This window comes from Streptomyces sp. NBC_00459 (assembly GCF_036013955.1).
Taxonomy (GTDB): domain Bacteria; phylum Actinomycetota; class Actinomycetes; order Streptomycetales; family Streptomycetaceae; genus Streptomyces.
Genome location: NZ_CP107903.1, coordinates 3,936,880 through 3,952,110 on the forward strand (window position 1 = coordinate 3,936,880; position 15,231 = coordinate 3,952,110).

The following is a 15,231-nucleotide window of genomic DNA, read 5'->3' on the forward strand; positions in this document are numbered from 1 at the left end:
GCGTGCGAAGTGCGCTCGGTACCGCCACGGTACTCCGGTTCAGGTCTGCCGAGTGCCTGTCGCTCGTATGAGCGAATGGCTGGCACCGGCACGTCAGCGGCCCAGTGTCGCCCCTACGGCCTCCCACGCCCGCCCGCTCAGCAGTGGCCGGAAGCCGGTGAAGAGGGCGAGCAGGTCCGGGCCCCACTGTTCGCGGAACACCGGGTTCACTCGGGCCAGGTCCAGCTCGTTCGCTGCCGTCAGCTCGGCGAGGTCCTCGCGTCGGCTCCGGTACACCGTCCGGGTGCCGCCGGTGAAGCGGTCGTGGAACGGCGCGTCCGGGGTGGCGAGGCCCGGGTAGGTGGCCTTGCGGTCCATGGCGGAGTAGACGTGGACGATCTCCTCCGCCTCCGCGCCGATCACTCTGGCCAGTTCGGCGCGGCGGTCGAGGGCGAGCAGGGCTGTGGGGAAGCCGTCGGTGCCGTAGGCCGCGTGGCAGAGGCCTGCCAGACGGAGGGCGGGGCGGGCCTCCCAGGAGGCGAGCAGACGGTAGACCCGGCAGAGGTGGGCGAGCAGGGTGCCGCCGGGGTGCCCTATCTGTTCTGCGCCCAACTGCCTCAGGAATCCCACTGCCTGGGCGGCGGCGGAGGTCGCGAGGGCGGGAGGAGAGGCAGGAGAGGGAGGAAAAGGTGGAGACGGAGAGGGAGAGGGAGGGGAAGCGGACATGGGGTGGCGTCCTCTCGGTGCGCGAAAGGTCGGCACCCGTCCGCTCCCCACCCTGTGGTCCGGACCCCGGCGGGGGCGCGGGACGGGTTGCCGCCTGGGCCCTGCACTGATCGTGACGTACTGGCTCGTAGCCAGTCAATCCTAAGGTTCTGTCATCAACTCCAAGTGTTAGCTTGGGTGTTGTGACTCTGGATGACCTGCGCGTCTTCGTAGCCGTGTGCCGGGCGGGCAGCCTGAGCGCGGTGGCCCGTGATCTCGCGTGTACGCAGTCGGCCGTCAGCCAGCATGTGAAGCGGCTGGAGCGGGAGACGGGCGTCGCGCTGCTGGAGCGGCACGCGCGAGGCGTCGTACCGACCGAGGCGGGACGGGTGTTGCAGACCGCCGCCTCGGAGGGCATCGCCGGGCTGGATCTCGCGCTGCGGCGGCTCAAGGATCTCGTCGACGGGGAGAGCGGGTCGGTGCGGGTCGCCACCGGCGCCACGACCGTGCGGCACTTCATGGCGGAGGCGGTTGTCGCCTTCCGGCGTCAACACCCCAAGGTGAGCCTGGAGTTCCGTACGGAGAACTCCAGCCGGGGATGCTTCGCCGCGCTGGCCGACAGTGAGCTGGATCTGGCGTGGATCACCATCGGGGGGCCGGTACGGGGTATCGAGCAGCGGGTGGTGATGGAGCTGCCGTGGGTGCTTGCCGTGGGTGCGGGTGAGGCTCTTGCGGGGCGGGCTCGGGCCGAGGTCGACGATCTGCGTGACCTGCGGTTGATTCGGTTGCCGCCCAACTCCACTTCCGCCGCGCATCTGGACGCGGCGTTCGCGGAGGTGGGGGTGCGGCCGGCGTTCGACACGAGTGTCGCCGACTGGGACACGGCTCTGTTGCTGGCCGAGTTGGGGTTGGGGTGTGCGGTTGTTCCGGCTGTGCCCGATCTGGTGGTGCCGGGTACTGACGGGCCGGTGCGGCTCATTCCGTTGCCCGCGCTTCGGCCGTTGGCGGTGGGGTGGGCTGTGCGGCGGTGGGACGCGCTGAGTCCTCTTGCGCGGGTGTTCGCGGATACCGTCGCTGAGCGTTGCGGTGGTGGTGGTTAGGTTGCTCGTCGGCCGTCGGCCGCGGGCCGTCGTGGGCTTGCCCTGTCTCGCGGCGGAACCGCAAATCGATACGCCCCCGCTCCACTGAAGGGGCGCGGGGGCCGACCACGACCACGACCGCCCCGCCCTGCCCCGGCCTGCCCCGGCCTGCCCCGGCCTACCCCGGCCTACCCCGGCCTACTGCTCGTACAGCCCCTCCACCTCCGCCGCGAAGTCCTGCATGATCTCGAACCGTCGCAGCTTCATCGACGGTGTCAGATGACCCGCCTCCTCCGTGAAGTCGACGGGGAGGATGGCGAACCTGCGGATCGACTCCGGGCGGGAGACGAGTTTGTTGGCCTCCTCGACCGCCCGTTGGATGACGGCTCTCAAGTCGGCGTCGTCCATGAGGAGTTCGGCCGGTACCGGGTGCTTGCCCTGCATCTGGCGCCAGTGGGTGAGGCCCGGGGGATCGAGAGTGATCAGGGCCGAGATGTAGGGGCGGCCGTCGCCCACGATCATCACCTGGGAGATCAGGGGGTGGGCCCGCAGCCAGTTCTCCATCGGCGCCGGGGCCACGCTCTTGCCGCCGGCCGTGATCAGGATCTCCTTCTTGCGACCGGTGATCGTCAGATAGCCCTCTTCGTCGAGGGAGCCGATGTCGCCGGTCGCCAGCCAGCCCTCCGGCGCCGCCGGGACGACACCGCCGGCGCCCGGATCCCAGTAGCCGCGCAGGATCTGCTCGCCCGCCAGCAGCACCTCACCGTCGGCGGCGATCCGCACCCGGGTGCCGGGGAGGGGCCAACCCACCGTGCCCACCCGGGGTTTGAGCGGAGGCGTGATCGTGGCCGCGCCGGTCGACTCGGTCAGGCCGTACCCCTCGTAGATCTCGATGCCCGCACCGGCGAAGAACCCGGCCAGGGGGCGGCCGAGGGGTGAGCCGCCGCAGATGATGTAACGGACCCTGCCGCCCATGGCGTTGCGGATACGGCGGTAGACGATGGGGTCGTAGAAGGCGCGCGTGGTGCGCAGCCCGCGGCCGGGGCCGTGGCCGATGCCGTGGCGCTGGTCCTCCACCGCTTCGCTGTAGCGGCGGGCCACGCCCACCGCGCGGTCGAAGGACGCGACCCGCTTGCCCGTCTCGGCCCTGGCGCGGGCCGTGTTGAAGACCTTCTCCAGCATGTAGGGGATGGCGAGCAGACAGGTGGGCTTGAAGGCCGCCAGGTCCCCCAGCAGGTCGTCCGACTTGAGGCTCGGGGCGTGGCCCAGCCGCACCCCCGCGCGGATGCACGCGATGGCCACCATCCGGCCGAAGACGTGCGACATCGGCAGGAACAGCAGCACCGACGCCTCCTCCTTCGTCCGCTCACGGAAGACGGGGTAGAGGAGTTCGATGGCGTTGTCGACCTCGGCGAAGAAGTTGCCGTGCGTGAGCGCGCAGCCCTTCGGGCGGCCGGTCGTGCCCGAGGTGTAGATGAGCGTGGCGAGGGTGTCGGGGCCCAACACCCCACGCCGTACGGCGACTTCCTGGTCCGGTACGTCCTTGCCGAGCTCCGCGAGCCGGTCCAGGTGCCCCTTCTCGAAGACCCACATGTGCCGGAGATCGGGGATGCGGTCGCGTTCCGGACCGAGGGCGGCGGCCTGGGCGAGGGTCTCCGCGGCGAGGGCCACCGCGCCGGAGTCCTGGAGGATCCAGCGGGTCTGGAAGGCGGAGGACGTCGGATAGATGGGTACGGTCACCAGGCCCGCCGCCCACGCGGCGAAGTCCATGAGCGTCCACTCGTATGTCGTCCGCGCCATGATGGCCAGCCGGTCGCCCGGCATCAGGCCCTCGGCTATCAGTCCCTTGGCCACGGCCAGGACCTGCTCGGCGAACTCGGCCGCCGTGACATGCTCCCAGACCCCGTCCGGCGTGCGGCGGCTGAGGGCTGTCGCCTCGGGGTCCTCGTTCGCGTTGTCGAAGGGGATGTCCGCGAGCGAGCCGTACGTCACGGGTGCGACGAACGCCGGTACGGACACCTCCCGCACGGCTCCGTCCAGTCGCCGGATCTCGGGCTCGACCAGGAGCGGCTCGCCGTCGTAGCCGACGGCGGTCACGATCTGTTGCGAGGCCGGGGAGGACGGAGAGGACGGGAACGACGACGACACGAGCGGCTCCTGTGGCGTGCAGCGGCCTTCCGGTGGGCGTGCACCTCCGGTGGGTTCACCACAGATGTACGGATTCGGCGCCGCCGCTGTTCAGAAACCGGATCGTACGACTCGCACGTGTGGGGGCGGTGCGGGTTCGGGGGTGATGGAGCGGCGGGGGTGTGCAAGCTCAGACATCACACAGGTTACCCATGGTTCGTCTTGCCCTGTCCTGAGCGTTTTTCACGTTAGCACCGGCCACAGGCGCCTTCCTAGGCCTTCTTCACACCTCCCCACACAGGACGTGCCGTGTCCGTCAGGGGCGACATATGGCTTACCTCCGGTAACCTTACTCCAGAGTAAGTAAGCCGTCGAGCCATACAGACTCATATCGAGCCGGGAGTTGCGTAGCCGTATGCCTGCACACACCCTCGACCGGACGCCCGCCCTCGCTCCCCTGCTCGCCCGGGGCGCCCTGCTGTCCCCCTTCAAGAAGGCCGCCCTCGACAGGCCCCGCCCGGCCGTCGGCCACCCGGGCACCCGCCTCGTCCTGCCCGGCGTACGCATCGACCTCGCCCGCCTCGCCGCCTACGAGCGGGTCTGTGGCTTCCCCGTCGGCGACGACAGCCTCCCCATCACCTATCCGCACGTCCTCGGCTTCCCCCTGGCCATGCTCCTGATGACCGACCGGCACTTCCCGCTCCCGCTCCTCGGGTTGGTCCACACCTCGGTGGAGATCGTCCGCTGGCGCCCGCTCGCCGCCACCGGCACCTACGAACTCACCGTTTACGTCGAGGAGTTGACGCCCCACCGACGCGGCACGGAAGCCGCGGTGCAGACGGAGGTACGGGAGGGCGAGGAACTGGTGTGGGAGTCGCGGAGCACCTATCTGGCCAGGCACCGCACCGAGGGCCGTGCCACCGGTGCGGCGCCCGCCGGCCACGAAGGCGAGGCGCTGCCCCGGGTCACCGAGTGGCGGCTCGGCGAGGACATCGGCCGTCGGTACGCCGCCGCCTCCGGCGACCGCAACCCCATCCACCTGCACGCTCTCGCCGCCCGCCTCTTCGGCTTCCGGCGCGCGATAGCCCACGGCATGTGGACCGCCGCCCGCTGCCTCGCCGCCCACGGCACCCCGCAATCGGCCCTGGTGCGGACCGACTTCAGGGCGCCGGTACTGCTGCCGGGCGCGGTGGAGTACGGGGCGGACGGCTTCGGGAGCTTCGAGCTGCGGGGCGAGGGGCGCGTGCACCTGCGGGGCGAGGTACGGCGGGTCTGAGGGCGCGCTCCGCTGGGGGTGCCGTGAGGGGCTGTCGGTTCGCTATGGCGGTTGTCGGTTCGCTGCGGCGCCGTCGTGGTTGGTCGCGCAGTTCCCCGCGCCCCTGGCAGGCGCGCCCTGCCGAGGGCGCCGTGAGAGGTTGTCCATTCCCTGCGGCGCCGTCATGGCTCGTCGCGCAGTTCCCCGCGCCCCTGGCGGGCCGGACTTGCTCAGGTTTCCGTCTCGGCGGCGTTGGTCGTCTCCGTCGGGGGTGACCAGGGGTTGCCCTTCATCAGGCTGTCCAGGCCTGCCCAGGCGAAGTTCATCAGGGTTGTCGCCGCCTGTTTCGCGGTGACCCCTGGGGTGGTGTTGGCCCAGGCGGCGAGGGACTCGGCGGCACCGACGAGGGCCACGGCGAGGCCGGCGACCTCCCGTTCCGCCAGCGAGGGGTCGCGGTGGGCTTCTCGGGCGGCGACCACGATCAACTGGGTGACGAACGCGACGAGTTCCTCGCGCATCGCGGCGACCTCGGTCGCGAACGGCTCACCGTGCGTACGGGCCTGGAGGTGCAGTACCGACCAGCCGTCGGGGTTCTGGGCCGTGTGCGTGAAGAAGGCGCGCAGGCCGTCCCAGAGCTGGCGGTCGGCCGGCAGGGCCGGTTCGACGCCGGCGCGGACCGCTTCGGTGAGCGTCCTGGCCTCGCGCCGGATACAGGCGGTGAAGAGGTCTTCCTTCGAGTTCAGGTACAGATAGACCAACGGCTTGGACACACCGGCGAGTTCGGCGATCTCGTCCATCGACGCGGCCATGTAGCCGCGCTGGCCGAAGGTCCGTACGGCGGCGTCCAGCATCTGCTGCTCACGGACGGCACGCGGCATCCGCTTGTTCTTCACAGCACCCATGGGGGCAAGGGTAGTTGTGCGGTCGGGTGTGCCGTGAGGTCAGGTCAGGTCAGGAGGGCTGACTCTGGGGCTGTCCCTGGGACTGGGTCTCGGCCTCGGCCTCGACGCGGGCCGCCTCGTCGACCGCCTCGTCCTCCTGGCTGCGGTTCGCGTCCAGGTTGGCCTTGACGCGGTCCACCCTCTCGACGATCTGGATCGACGCCCGGTCCCGCTCCTTGCGGAGCACCACGAAACTGATCGGGGCCGAGATCACCAGGGAGAGCAGGATGATCCACATGCCATTGGAGCCACCCAGGCCACGCGGGGCGATACCGGCGTACACGAGGCCCCATACGACCAGCAGGCAGGCCACCAAGATCCCGAGGCGCATCAGCGTGTAGCGGAGCATCTCAATCCACTCTTCCGGTTCCAAAAAGGGGTACCGACCAGTGAAGCACGGCGAGGTCCCGATCTTGCAGGGGGGTGCGCGGGCTCACGACAGCGGCAGCAGCATGATGATGTCGTCGCGGTCGTCGCCGGGTGCGACCCGTATCGCGCCGGGTACGCGGCCGACCTCCTTGTAGCCGCAGGAGCCGTAGAAACGCTCCAGGCCGTGGCCGCCGCGGCAGGTGAGGCGGATCGCCTCCGTGCCCTCGAAGGTGCGTGCCGCGTCGGCGGTCGCCGCCAGCAGGTCGCGGCCGTAGCCCCTGCCCTGGTGACGGGGGTGCACCATCACCGTGTACAGCCACACCCAGTGGGTCATCAGCCGGTGGGTGTTGAAGGTGAAGAAGGCGCTCGCGGCGACCCGGCCGTCCTCGTCGTGCGCGACCAGGAGCCGGGTCCGTCCGGTCGCCATTCCCACGAAGTGGTTCACCAGCTCGGGCCGGATCGTCTCCCTCTCCACGGGGGCGACGAAGCCGACGGCACCGCCCGCGTTGGAGACGTCCGTCCACAGGTCGAGGAGCCCGTCGCGGAGGTCCGGGGTGACGGCGGGGTCAAGAGTGAAAGTAAGGGACACCTGAGCATCGTAAGACTTACCCAAGATCGCGCCGTTCCCGCCCCGGCACCGTTCGCCGCGTCGTCCCGCTCGTCCGTCCGCCCGCCCGCGCGGCCGTGGCGAGGCGTAGGCGTAGCTGTAGGCGTAGCTGTAGGCGTACGAGACCGGGAATGGGGCCATGGTGGCCGTTCACCGGCCGTCATGGCCCCATCTGGTCGAGAGGGACACGCATTCCCGCGCTCCTGGAGCGAGGGGAACCTTCACACCCGCATCGGCTGCGGGGAGTCCCGGCGTGCCGGGTCCGGACCGTCGTACTCCCGGATGATCTCGTACCGCGTGTTGCGCTCCACCGGCCGGAAGCCGGCGTCCCGGATCAGGTCGAGCAGGTCCTCACGGGTGAGCTTGTTGGGGGTGCCGTAGTTGTCGGCGTCGTGGGTGATCTTGTACTCGACGACCGAGCCGTCCATGTCGTCGGCGCCGTGCTGGAGGGCCAGCTGGGCGGTCTGGACGCCGTGCATGACCCAGAAGACCTTGACGTGCGGGACGTTGTCGAAGAGCAGCCGGGAGACCGCGAAGGTCTTCAGAGCCTCCGCGCCCGTGGCCATCTGCGTGCGCGCCTGGAGGCGGTTCCTGACCTTGCCGTCCTTCATGTCCACGAAGTCGTGCTGGTAGCGCAGCGGGATGAAGACCTGGAAACCGCCGGTCTCGTCCTGGAGTTCACGCAGGCGCAGGACGTGGTCCACCCGGTGCCGGGGCTCCTCGATGTGGCCGTACAGCATCGTGCTCGGGGTCTTGAGACCCTTCTCGTGCGCGAGGCGGTGGATGCGCGACCAGTCCTCCCAGTGCGTCCGGTGGTCCACGATGTGCTCGCGGACCTCCCAGTCGAAGATCTCGGCGCCACCGCCGGTCAGCGACTCAAGGCCCGCGTCGATCAGCTCGTCGAGGATCTCGGACGCCGACAGGCCGCTGATCGTCTCGAAATGGTGGATCTCCGTCGCCGTGAACGCCTTGAGGGAGACGCTCGGGAGGGCCGCCTTCAACTCCCGCAGGGAGCGCGGGTAGTAGCGCCACGGGAGGCTGGGGTGCAGGCCGTTGACGATGTGCAGCTCGGTGAGGTTCTCGCCCTCCATCGCCTTGGCGAGCTTGACCGCCTCCTCGATGCGCATCGTGTAGGCGTCCTTCTCGCCCGGCTTGCGCTGGAACGAGCAGTAGGCGCAGGAGGCCGTGCACACGTTGGTCATGTTGAGGTGACGGTTGACGTTGAAGTGGACGACGTCACCGTTCTTACGGGTCCGCACCTCGTGCGCCAGCCCGCCGAGCCAGGCCAGGTCGTCCGACTCGTAGAGCGCGATGCCGTCCTCGCGGGTCAGCCGCTCACCGGCCCTGACCTTCTGCTCCAGCTCGCGCTTGAGTCCGACGTCCATGCCCACACCTTTCTCCGACAACTCGACCAACCGTACGCCCATGCCCTCAGTGCTCTTCCGGCAGCTCACCGACCCTGTTCTCCCACTTCGTGGAGAGCACGATGGTCGTACGGGTCCTGGAGACGCCCTGGGTCCCGCTGAGCCGCCGGATGGTCTTCTCCAGCCCGTCGACGTCGCTCGCCCGCACCTTGAGCATGAACGAGTCGTCGCCCGCGATGAACCAGCAGTCCTCGATCTCGCTGAGGTCCCGCATGCGGCGCGCCACGTCCTCGTGGTCGGCCGCGTCGGAGAGCGAGATCCCGATGAGGGCGATGACGCCGAGGCCGAGCGAGGCGGAGTCGACGGTGGCGCGGTACCCGGTGATGACACCGGCCGTCTCCAGCCGGTTGATGCGGTCGGTGACGCTGGGTCCCGACAGACCGACGAGGCGCCCCAGCTCGGCGTAGGAGGCCCGGCCGTTCTCCCTCAGGGCCTGGATGAGCTGCCTGTCCACGGCGTCCATGCGATCGAGCCTTCCGATGAAGAATCCTGAAAATTACTGAAGATGAAGCTGAAGCTGAAGCTGAGGATTGGTGCGGTCGAAGTTGCTGAAGATGCTGCGGTCCTGAAAGTGATGAGCGGTACTGCCAGTTGCTGATACGTACGCCGGCTCAGTCGTTATCAGTACGGGACGTACGAGACTGTCCCCCGCCGCCGAGTTCGCCCTTCCAGCGGCTGTACAGCCCGTGCGGGACGCCCGCCGCGTCGAGCACGCGCCCGGCGACGAAGTCCACGAGGTCCTGGATGTGGGTGGCGCCGGCGTAGAAGGCGGGCGAGGCCGGTACGACGCTCGCGCCGGCGTCGTCCAGGGTCACCAGGTGACGGAGGGTCTGCCCGTTCAACGGGGACTCCCGTACGGCGACGACGAGTGCGCGCCGTTCCTTGAGGGTGACACTGGCCGCCCGCTGCAACAGGTCCTTCGACAGCCCTAGCGCGACCCCGGCCACGCAGGCCGTGGAGGCGGGCACGATCAGCATCCCCTTGGCGGCGTACGACCCGGAGGACGGCCCGGCCGCCAGATCCCCGGCGTGCCAGTACCGTACGCCGCTGATCTCCACGTCGAAGGTGTCGGGCTTGCCGTCGGCGCCCCGGGCCAGCCATTCCCCCAGGTCGTCCTGCCAGTGGGCGTCCCGGAAGGCGATCCCGGTCTCGTCGAGCAGTGTGAGCCGGGAGGCTCGGGACACGACCAGGTCGACGCTCTCGCCGGCGTCGAGAAGGCCGCGCAGCACTGCGGCGGCGTAAGGCGTGCCGGAGGCGCCGGACACCCCCACGATCCAAGGCGCACGCGGCGTCTCTCCTGGCTTGAGTGGGTTCACGACACGGAGCTTATCCGGCATCGTGGGGCGGGAACCGGGCGAGGCCGCCTGGGCGTTCCCTGTAAGGGGCGAGTTGATTCGCCCGTCATGGGCGGGGCGGGGGTCTGTCATGTGGGACAAGTGGAACGCGGCGAGAACGGGCCGGGCCGGTGCTGGTCCCGGTCTGTCACGGAGTGACCGGCTTGCGCGTGGCGGCGAGCTGTCCGGCGGCCTGCTGTCCGGCGGCGAACGAGCGATGGCAGCGGCCAAGCTGATGCTGGGCTGGGTGGCGCTGCTGTGGCTGCTCGAGGTCGTCGACGTGGTGAGCGGCCACGCGCTGGACGGTCTCGGCATCACCCCCCGCACAAGCTCCGAGCTGGTCGACGTCGTTCCCGCCGCCTTCATCCACTTCGGCTTCGCCCATGTCGCCGCCAACAGTGTCCCGCTGCTGGTCCTCGGCTTCCTCGCGGCCCTGGGCGGTCTGCGCCGGTTCGCCGCGATCTGCGCACTGATCATCGTCGCCGACGGGCTGGGAGTCTGGCTCGTCTCGCCCGCGCACAGCAACACGGCGGGCGCCTCCGGTCTGATCTTCGGCCTTTTCGGCTATCTGATCGTGACGGGCTTCGTGGAGCGCCGTCCGCTGGGCATCCTGGTCGGCCTGCTCGTGGCCGCCGTCTGGGGCACCTCGATCCTGACGGGGCTGGCCCCGACCCAGACGGGCATCAGCTGGCAGGGTCACCTGGCCGGGCTGATATCGGGGGTGGGCGCGGCCTTCCTGTTCCGGCGCCGGGTGCCTCCGACGGCGTCGCTCATGCCGTAGAGGGTGCCCGTAGAGGGTGCGGTCGGGGGTGTCGGGCGTTCCATGGCCCGACACCCCCGAACCCGACCACCCGGCCACCCGGCCACCCGGCCACCCGATCGGGTCAGACCGTGAGTCCGCGGACGAGCAGATCGAGCAGCGCACACCCGAAAAGAGCGATGCCGATGAACCCGTTGACGCTGAAGAACGCCCTGTTCAGCCGGGACAGATCATGCGGGCGCACGATCCTGTGCTCGTACACGAACGCGCCCGCCACGATCAGCAGGCCCAGCCAGAAGAACGCCCCCGCGTCCGTGACGAGCGCGTACCAGACGAACAGGCCCGTCGTCAGCGCGTGACAGACCCGGGCGCTCCACACCGCAGCCGGGATGCCGAAGCGTGCGGGCACCGACAGCACGCCGGTCTCACGGTCCGTCTCGACGTCCTGGCAGGCGTAGATCAGGTCGAAGCCGCCGATCCAGATGCCGACGGCCAGCCCCAGGATCACCGCGTCCCAGGACCACTCCCCCGTGATCGCCAGCCAGCCGCCGACCGGGCCCATGGCCTGGGCGAGTCCCAGGATGGCCTGGGGGAAGTTCGTGAACCGTTTGCCGTACGGATAGACCACCATCGGGATCACCGCGACGGGGGCGAGGGCCAGGCACAGGGGGTTCAGGAGGGCCGCCGAGCCGAGGAAGACGACGACGGCGATCAGCGCGCCGGTCCAGGCGTGCTTCACCGACATCGCGCCCGTGACCAGTTCGCGGTGGGCCGTGCGCGGGTTACGGGCGTCGATCTCGCGGTCGATGATCCGGTTGACCGCCATCGCGAAGGTGCGCAGACCGACCATGCAGACGGTGACCAGGAGCAACCGCCCCCAGTGGATGTTCCGGTCGGTCTGGAACATCGCCGTCAGTGCCGCGATGTAGGCGAAGGGCAGCGCGAAGATCGAGTGCTCGATCATCACCAAGCGCAGGAACGCCTTGGTGCGGCCGGGCTGGGGCAGTGCGGCGGATGCGGATGCGGAACTCACAGGCCGTATTCCTTCCAGCGTCTGTCGACCTTCTCCACCGTGTCCGGGTCCGACACGACCATCTCCGGCCAGCCACCGTCCCGCGTGTACCCCTCCTCGGGCCACTTGCGGGTCGCGTCGATACCTGCCTTGCCGCCCCAGAACTGCTGGTAGGAGGCGTGGTCGAGGTGGTCGACAGGGCCTTCGACGACGGTCAGGTCGCGGGCGTAGTCCGTGTTGCCGAGGGCGCGCCAGGCCACCTCGTGCAGGTCGTGCACATCGCAGTCCGCGTCGACGACGATGATCAACTTGGTCAGGGACATCATGTGGGCGCCCCAGACCGCGTGCATCACCTTCTGCGCGTGCTTGGGGTACTTCTTGTCGATCGCCACGATCGCGCAGTTGTGGAAGCCGCCGGCCTCGGGGAGGTGGTAGTCCACGATGTCCGGGATGATGATCTTCAGCAGCGGCAGGAAGAAACGCTCCGTGGCCCGGCCCAGCGGGCCGTCCTCGGTCGGCGGCCTGCCGACGACGATCGACTGGAGCAGCGGACGCCGCCGCATCGTCACGCAGTCGATCGTGAGCGCCGGGAACGGCTCCTGCGGGGTGTAGAAGCCCGTGTGATCACCGAAGGGGCCCTCGGGGAGCATCTCCCCGGGCTCCAGCCAGCCCTCCAGCACGACTTCCGCCTGCGCCGGCACCTGCAACGGCACCGTCTGGCAGTCGACCATCTCGATCCGCTTGCCCGCGATGAACCCGGCGAACAGGTATTCGTCGATGTCGCCGGGGAGTGGGGCCGTGGACGCGTAGGTGACGGCGGGCGGGCAGCCGAACGCGATGGCGACCGGCAGCCGCTCGCCCTTGCGCGCCGCCACCTGGTAGTGGTTCCGGCTGTCCTTGTGGATCTGCCAGTGCATCCCGATCGTGCGCTTGTCGTGCCGCTGGAGGCGGTACAGCCCGAGGTTGCGGACCCCGCTCTCCGGGTCCTTGGTGTGCGTCAGCCCGAGGTTGAAGAAGGAGCCGCCGTCCTCCGGCCAGGTGAAGAGCGCCGGGAGACGGTCGAGGTCCACCTCGTCGCCCTTGAGGACGACCTCCTGCACCGGCGCGTTGTCCGACTTCACCTTCTTCGGCGGTACGTGCGTCATCGCGCCGAGCTTGCCGAAGGCCTCCCGCACACCCACGAACCCCTGCGGCAGCTCGGGCTTCAGCAGCCCGCCGATCCGGTCGCTGATGTCCGCGTACGACTTCAGCCCCAGCGACTTGAGCAGCCGCCGGTCGGTGCCGAACACGTTCATCGCCAGCGGCATCGCCGAACCGCGCACGTTCTCGAAGAGCAGCGCGGGCCCGCCTGCCTTCTGCACGCGGTCGACGATCTCCCCGACCTCCAGGTACGGGTCCACCTCGGCCTTGATGCGCTTGAGGTCGCCCTCGCGCTCCAGCGCCCTGAGCAGGGAGCGAAGATCGTCGTAAGCCATGCGTTCCAGTATCCGTCACCCACTACCCTGGACTGGTCAGCGGGGGCCGGACGCGACCGTCAGCGCGCCCGGACAGCGACTCAAGGGGATTCGAATACATGCTGCGGGTGCTGTTGATCCTGGTGCCGCTCGCGCTGAGCATCTACGCGTTCATCGACTGCGTCACGACGCAGGAGAAGGACGTCCGCTTCATGCCCAAGCCCGTGTGGGCCATTCTGATCCTGCTGTTCCCGCTGGTCGGCTCCATCTCCTGGCTGATCATCGGCCGTGACCGTGCCACCTCCCAGCGCATCGGTGGTGCCTCGGGCGGCCGGTGGATCGCCCCGGACGACAACCCGGAGTTCCTGAAGTCCCTCAAGGACGACAGGACCGGGAAGACCGACAAGAGCGCGGACGAGGTCAAGGACGACGACGCCCATCTGCGGGACTGGGAGGCCGACCTGCGCCGCCGCGAGGAGGAGCTGAAGCGCCGGGAGAGCGGCGAGGATCCCAAGGAGTAGATCCCGAGGAGTAGCCCCTTCGGGTGCTGCCGGGAGCCTCCGTATCCTCCATATCCCCGTACAGGCATACAAGGTGTACGCCGTCGAGCCCCCCGAAGCGGACAATGCGCCCCTGGGCCGGGCCCGGCGCGGGCCGGACACTTACCTCGCATGACGACTGCTCCGGCGAGTACGCCCGTGACCCCGGCCCCCGAGTACGGCGACAAGGTCATCGCCGTGGAGACGGCGGGTTCGGAACCCATTCCGGACGCCGAACGGCACGGCGGCCCCCTCCAGTTGCTGTGGACCTGGGCCTCCCCGAACATCGAGTTCGCGACCGTCTACATCGGCGTGATCTCGGTCCTCTTCTTCGGTCTGGACTTCTGGCAGGCGTCCGCGGCCCTGCTGCTGGGCATCGCGCTCGGTTCGCTGACGCACGGGATCCTCTCCCTCGACGGTCCCCGGTTCGGCGTACCGCAGATGGCGATCGGGCGGTTCTCCTTCGGGTTTCGGGGGAATCTGCTGCCGGCCGGTGTGAACGCGCTTGTCGCGGGTGTCGGTTGGTTCGCGGTCAACAGTGTGAGCGCCGCTTTCGCGCTCAACACGCTGACCGGCCTGCGCCCGCTCCCCTCCCTGCTGCTCGTGGTGGCGGCGGAGATCGTGATCGGATTCATCGGCCACAACTTCGTGCACGCCTTCGAGAAGTACGCGTTCCCGGCGCTGGCGGTCGTGTTCCTGCTGGCCGGTGTCTGGACGTTCAAGGAGGCCGACCTGGGCGCGCCCGGAGCCGGCGGGGGCATCGGCGGCTTCCTGCTCGCCTTCAGCGCGGCCTGGGGCTACACGGCCGGCTGGAACCCGGGCGCCTCGGACTACTCCCGCTATCTTCCCCGTACGGCCGACCGCTTCCGCACCGCGCTCTACCCGGCCGTGGGCCTGTTCGTGTCCGTCTCGGTCGTGGCGCTGATCGGCGCGGCCTCGGCGACGATCGTCGCTCCCGAGGGTGCGAGCCCGACAGCGGCCTTCACGGGTCATCTCCCGGGCTGGCTCGGCGACCTGGTACTGCTGGCGATCATCCTGGGCGCGGTCTCGGCGAACGCCCTGAACGTCTACTCCTCCGCGATGTCGGTCACGTCCCTGGGCTTCCGGCTCCCCGCATGGCTGGGGCGCGGCGCGATCGTCGTGCTGTGCGGGCTCGCGGGTACGGCGGCGGCCTGGTCGTCGCTGGCGGACGCGGGGCAGGCGTACGAGGCGTTCCTGCTGGTGATCGCGTACTGGGTGGGGCCGTGGCTGGGGGTGGTGCTGGTGGAGCGGTGGCTTCGGGCACGGACGCCGGTGGAGGCGCTGAGCGCGCGGCTGTCCGACCGGTCCTTCGCCAACTTGCCTGGTATAGCTGCTCTGTTGGCGGGCATCGCGGTGTCGGTGCCGCTCTTCTCGAACCAGGAGAAGTACGTGGGCTGGGTGCCGGAACAGTGGCCGGCCTTCGGCGACATCACGTGCCTGGTGGGGTTCGTGGTGAGTGCGGGGTTGTACGCGGGGTTGCACCGGGTGTCGCGGCGGGCCGCCTGACCGGTACCGACCACCTCGCGCATCGGCCGGGCGTACATCCCCTACACGCCCGGCAGATATCAGCTGCACATCATGAGCACGTCATTTTTGACCGACAGTCGCCCCGCCCCAGCTCAGGA

15 protein-coding genes are annotated in these 15,231 nt (G+C 69.5%); 5 read left to right on the plus strand and 10 right to left on the minus strand.

The genetic code is table 11. The annotated features are described in order from the left end of the window. Positions 1 to 93 precede the first annotated feature (93 nt). Positions 94 to 609 carry a DUF6817 domain-containing protein gene (locus tag OHN74_RS17160; RefSeq protein WP_327695409.1) on the minus strand — a complete coding sequence of 172 codons (516 nt, stop codon included), beginning with the start codon at positions 607 to 609 and terminating at the stop codon, positions 94 to 96. Between the two features lie 278 nt (positions 610 to 887). On the opposite strand from OHN74_RS17160, the gene OHN74_RS17165 reads away from it, so the two are divergent. Continuing rightward, positions 888 to 1,784, plus strand: coding sequence for a LysR family transcriptional regulator (locus tag OHN74_RS17165; protein WP_327695410.1), 897 nt, complete (start codon positions 888 to 890; stop codon positions 1,782 to 1,784). A 177-nt stretch (positions 1,785 to 1,961) separates the two neighbouring features. Here OHN74_RS17165 and OHN74_RS17170 read toward each other — a convergent pair whose 3' ends face one another. After that, the gene (locus OHN74_RS17170) at positions 1,962 to 3,860 is read right to left on the minus strand and encodes an AMP-dependent synthetase/ligase (RefSeq protein ID WP_327700163.1); all 1,899 of its coding nucleotides are present in this window, start codon (positions 3,858 to 3,860) and stop codon (positions 1,962 to 1,964) included. A 445-nt stretch (positions 3,861 to 4,305) separates the two neighbouring features. On the opposite strand from OHN74_RS17170, the gene OHN74_RS17175 reads away from it, so the two are divergent. Further along, entirely contained in the window at positions 4,306 to 5,166 is an 861-nt protein-coding gene (locus OHN74_RS17175) for a MaoC family dehydratase (RefSeq protein ID WP_327695411.1), read from the plus strand. Between the two features lie 209 nt (positions 5,167 to 5,375). Here the strand turns inward: OHN74_RS17175 and OHN74_RS17180 are convergent, their stop codons facing one another. The 6 genes from OHN74_RS17180 to OHN74_RS17205 form a co-directional block, all read right to left on the minus strand. Further along, entirely contained in the window at positions 5,376 to 6,047 is a 672-nt protein-coding gene (locus OHN74_RS17180; protein ID WP_327695412.1) for a TetR/AcrR family transcriptional regulator, read from the minus strand. A gap of 49 nt (positions 6,048 to 6,096) precedes the next feature. Continuing rightward, a complete protein-coding gene (locus OHN74_RS17185) occupies positions 6,097 to 6,435 on the minus strand; it encodes a DUF4229 domain-containing protein (protein ID WP_327695413.1) in 339 nt (112 codons plus the stop codon). An 84-nt stretch (positions 6,436 to 6,519) separates the two neighbouring features. Beyond that, on the minus strand, positions 6,520 to 7,044 hold the full coding sequence (locus OHN74_RS17190; RefSeq protein WP_327695414.1) for a GNAT family N-acetyltransferase: 525 nt from the start codon (positions 7,042 to 7,044) through the stop codon (positions 6,520 to 6,522). Between the two features lie 239 nt (positions 7,045 to 7,283). Beyond that, positions 7,284 to 8,447, minus strand: coding sequence for an aminofutalosine synthase MqnE (gene mqnE, locus OHN74_RS17195; protein WP_327695415.1), 1,164 nt, complete (start codon positions 8,445 to 8,447; stop codon positions 7,284 to 7,286). A gap of 46 nt (positions 8,448 to 8,493) precedes the next feature. Beyond that, the gene (locus OHN74_RS17200) at positions 8,494 to 8,949 is read right to left on the minus strand and encodes an Lrp/AsnC family transcriptional regulator (RefSeq protein ID WP_327695416.1); all 456 of its coding nucleotides are present in this window, start codon (positions 8,947 to 8,949) and stop codon (positions 8,494 to 8,496) included. 148 nt (positions 8,950 to 9,097) lie between these two features. Beyond that, a complete protein-coding gene (locus OHN74_RS17205) occupies positions 9,098 to 9,802 on the minus strand; it encodes a UbiX family flavin prenyltransferase (RefSeq protein ID WP_327695417.1) in 705 nt (234 codons plus the stop codon). A 235-nt stretch (positions 9,803 to 10,037) separates the two neighbouring features. On the opposite strand from OHN74_RS17205, the gene OHN74_RS17210 reads away from it, so the two are divergent. Continuing rightward, entirely contained in the window at positions 10,038 to 10,601 is a 564-nt protein-coding gene (locus OHN74_RS17210) for a rhomboid family intramembrane serine protease (protein ID WP_327700164.1), read from the plus strand. A 103-nt stretch (positions 10,602 to 10,704) separates the two neighbouring features. On the opposite strand, the gene mqnP is transcribed toward OHN74_RS17210, so the two are convergent. Both mqnP and OHN74_RS17220 read right to left on the minus strand, forming a co-directional pair. Continuing rightward, positions 10,705 to 11,613, minus strand: a complete 909-nt coding sequence (mqnP, locus tag OHN74_RS17215) for a menaquinone biosynthesis prenyltransferase MqnP (RefSeq protein ID WP_327695418.1) — start codon at positions 11,611 to 11,613, stop codon at positions 10,705 to 10,707. Further along, positions 11,610 to 13,067 (minus strand): menaquinone biosynthesis decarboxylase, encoded by a 1,458-nt coding sequence (locus OHN74_RS17220; protein WP_327695419.1) that lies wholly within the window; start codon positions 13,065 to 13,067, stop codon positions 11,610 to 11,612. Before OHN74_RS17220 ends, mqnP begins: the two co-directional genes overlap by 4 nt. Positions 13,068 to 13,165: 98 nt before the next feature. On the opposite strand from OHN74_RS17220, the gene OHN74_RS17225 reads away from it, so the two are divergent. Continuing rightward, positions 13,166 to 13,567 (plus strand): PLD nuclease N-terminal domain-containing protein, encoded by a 402-nt coding sequence (locus tag OHN74_RS17225; protein WP_327695420.1) that lies wholly within the window; start codon positions 13,166 to 13,168, stop codon positions 13,565 to 13,567. 150 nt (positions 13,568 to 13,717) lie between these two features. Further along, the gene (locus tag OHN74_RS17230; RefSeq protein ID WP_327695421.1) at positions 13,718 to 15,112 is read left to right on the plus strand and encodes a purine-cytosine permease family protein; all 1,395 of its coding nucleotides are present in this window, start codon (positions 13,718 to 13,720) and stop codon (positions 15,110 to 15,112) included. Positions 15,113 to 15,231 lie beyond the last annotated feature (119 nt).

Coding starts and splice junctions, on each gene's coding strand:
- OHN74_RS17175 (WP_327695411.1), top strand. CDS start 4,306: ATGCCTGCACACACCCTCGACCGGACGCCCGCCCTCGCTCCCCTGCTC.
- OHN74_RS17180 (WP_327695412.1), bottom strand. CDS start 6,047: ATGGGTGCTGTGAAGAACAAGCGGATGCCGCGTGCCGTCCGTGAGCAG.
- OHN74_RS17185 (WP_327695413.1), bottom strand. CDS start 6,435: ATGCTCCGCTACACGCTGATGCGCCTCGGGATCTTGGTGGCCTGCCTG.
- mqnE (WP_327695415.1), bottom strand. CDS start 8,447: ATGGACGTCGGACTCAAGCGCGAGCTGGAGCAGAAGGTCAGGGCCGGT.
- OHN74_RS17200 (WP_327695416.1), bottom strand. CDS start 8,949: ATGGACGCCGTGGACAGGCAGCTCATCCAGGCCCTGAGGGAGAACGGC.
- OHN74_RS17210 (WP_327700164.1), top strand. CDS start 10,038: ATGGCAGCGGCCAAGCTGATGCTGGGCTGGGTGGCGCTGCTGTGGCTG.
- OHN74_RS17220 (WP_327695419.1), bottom strand. CDS start 13,067: ATGGCTTACGACGATCTTCGCTCCCTGCTCAGGGCGCTGGAGCGCGAG.
- OHN74_RS17225 (WP_327695420.1), top strand. CDS start 13,166: ATGCTGCGGGTGCTGTTGATCCTGGTGCCGCTCGCGCTGAGCATCTAC.
- OHN74_RS17230 (WP_327695421.1), top strand. CDS start 13,718: ATGACGACTGCTCCGGCGAGTACGCCCGTGACCCCGGCCCCCGAGTAC.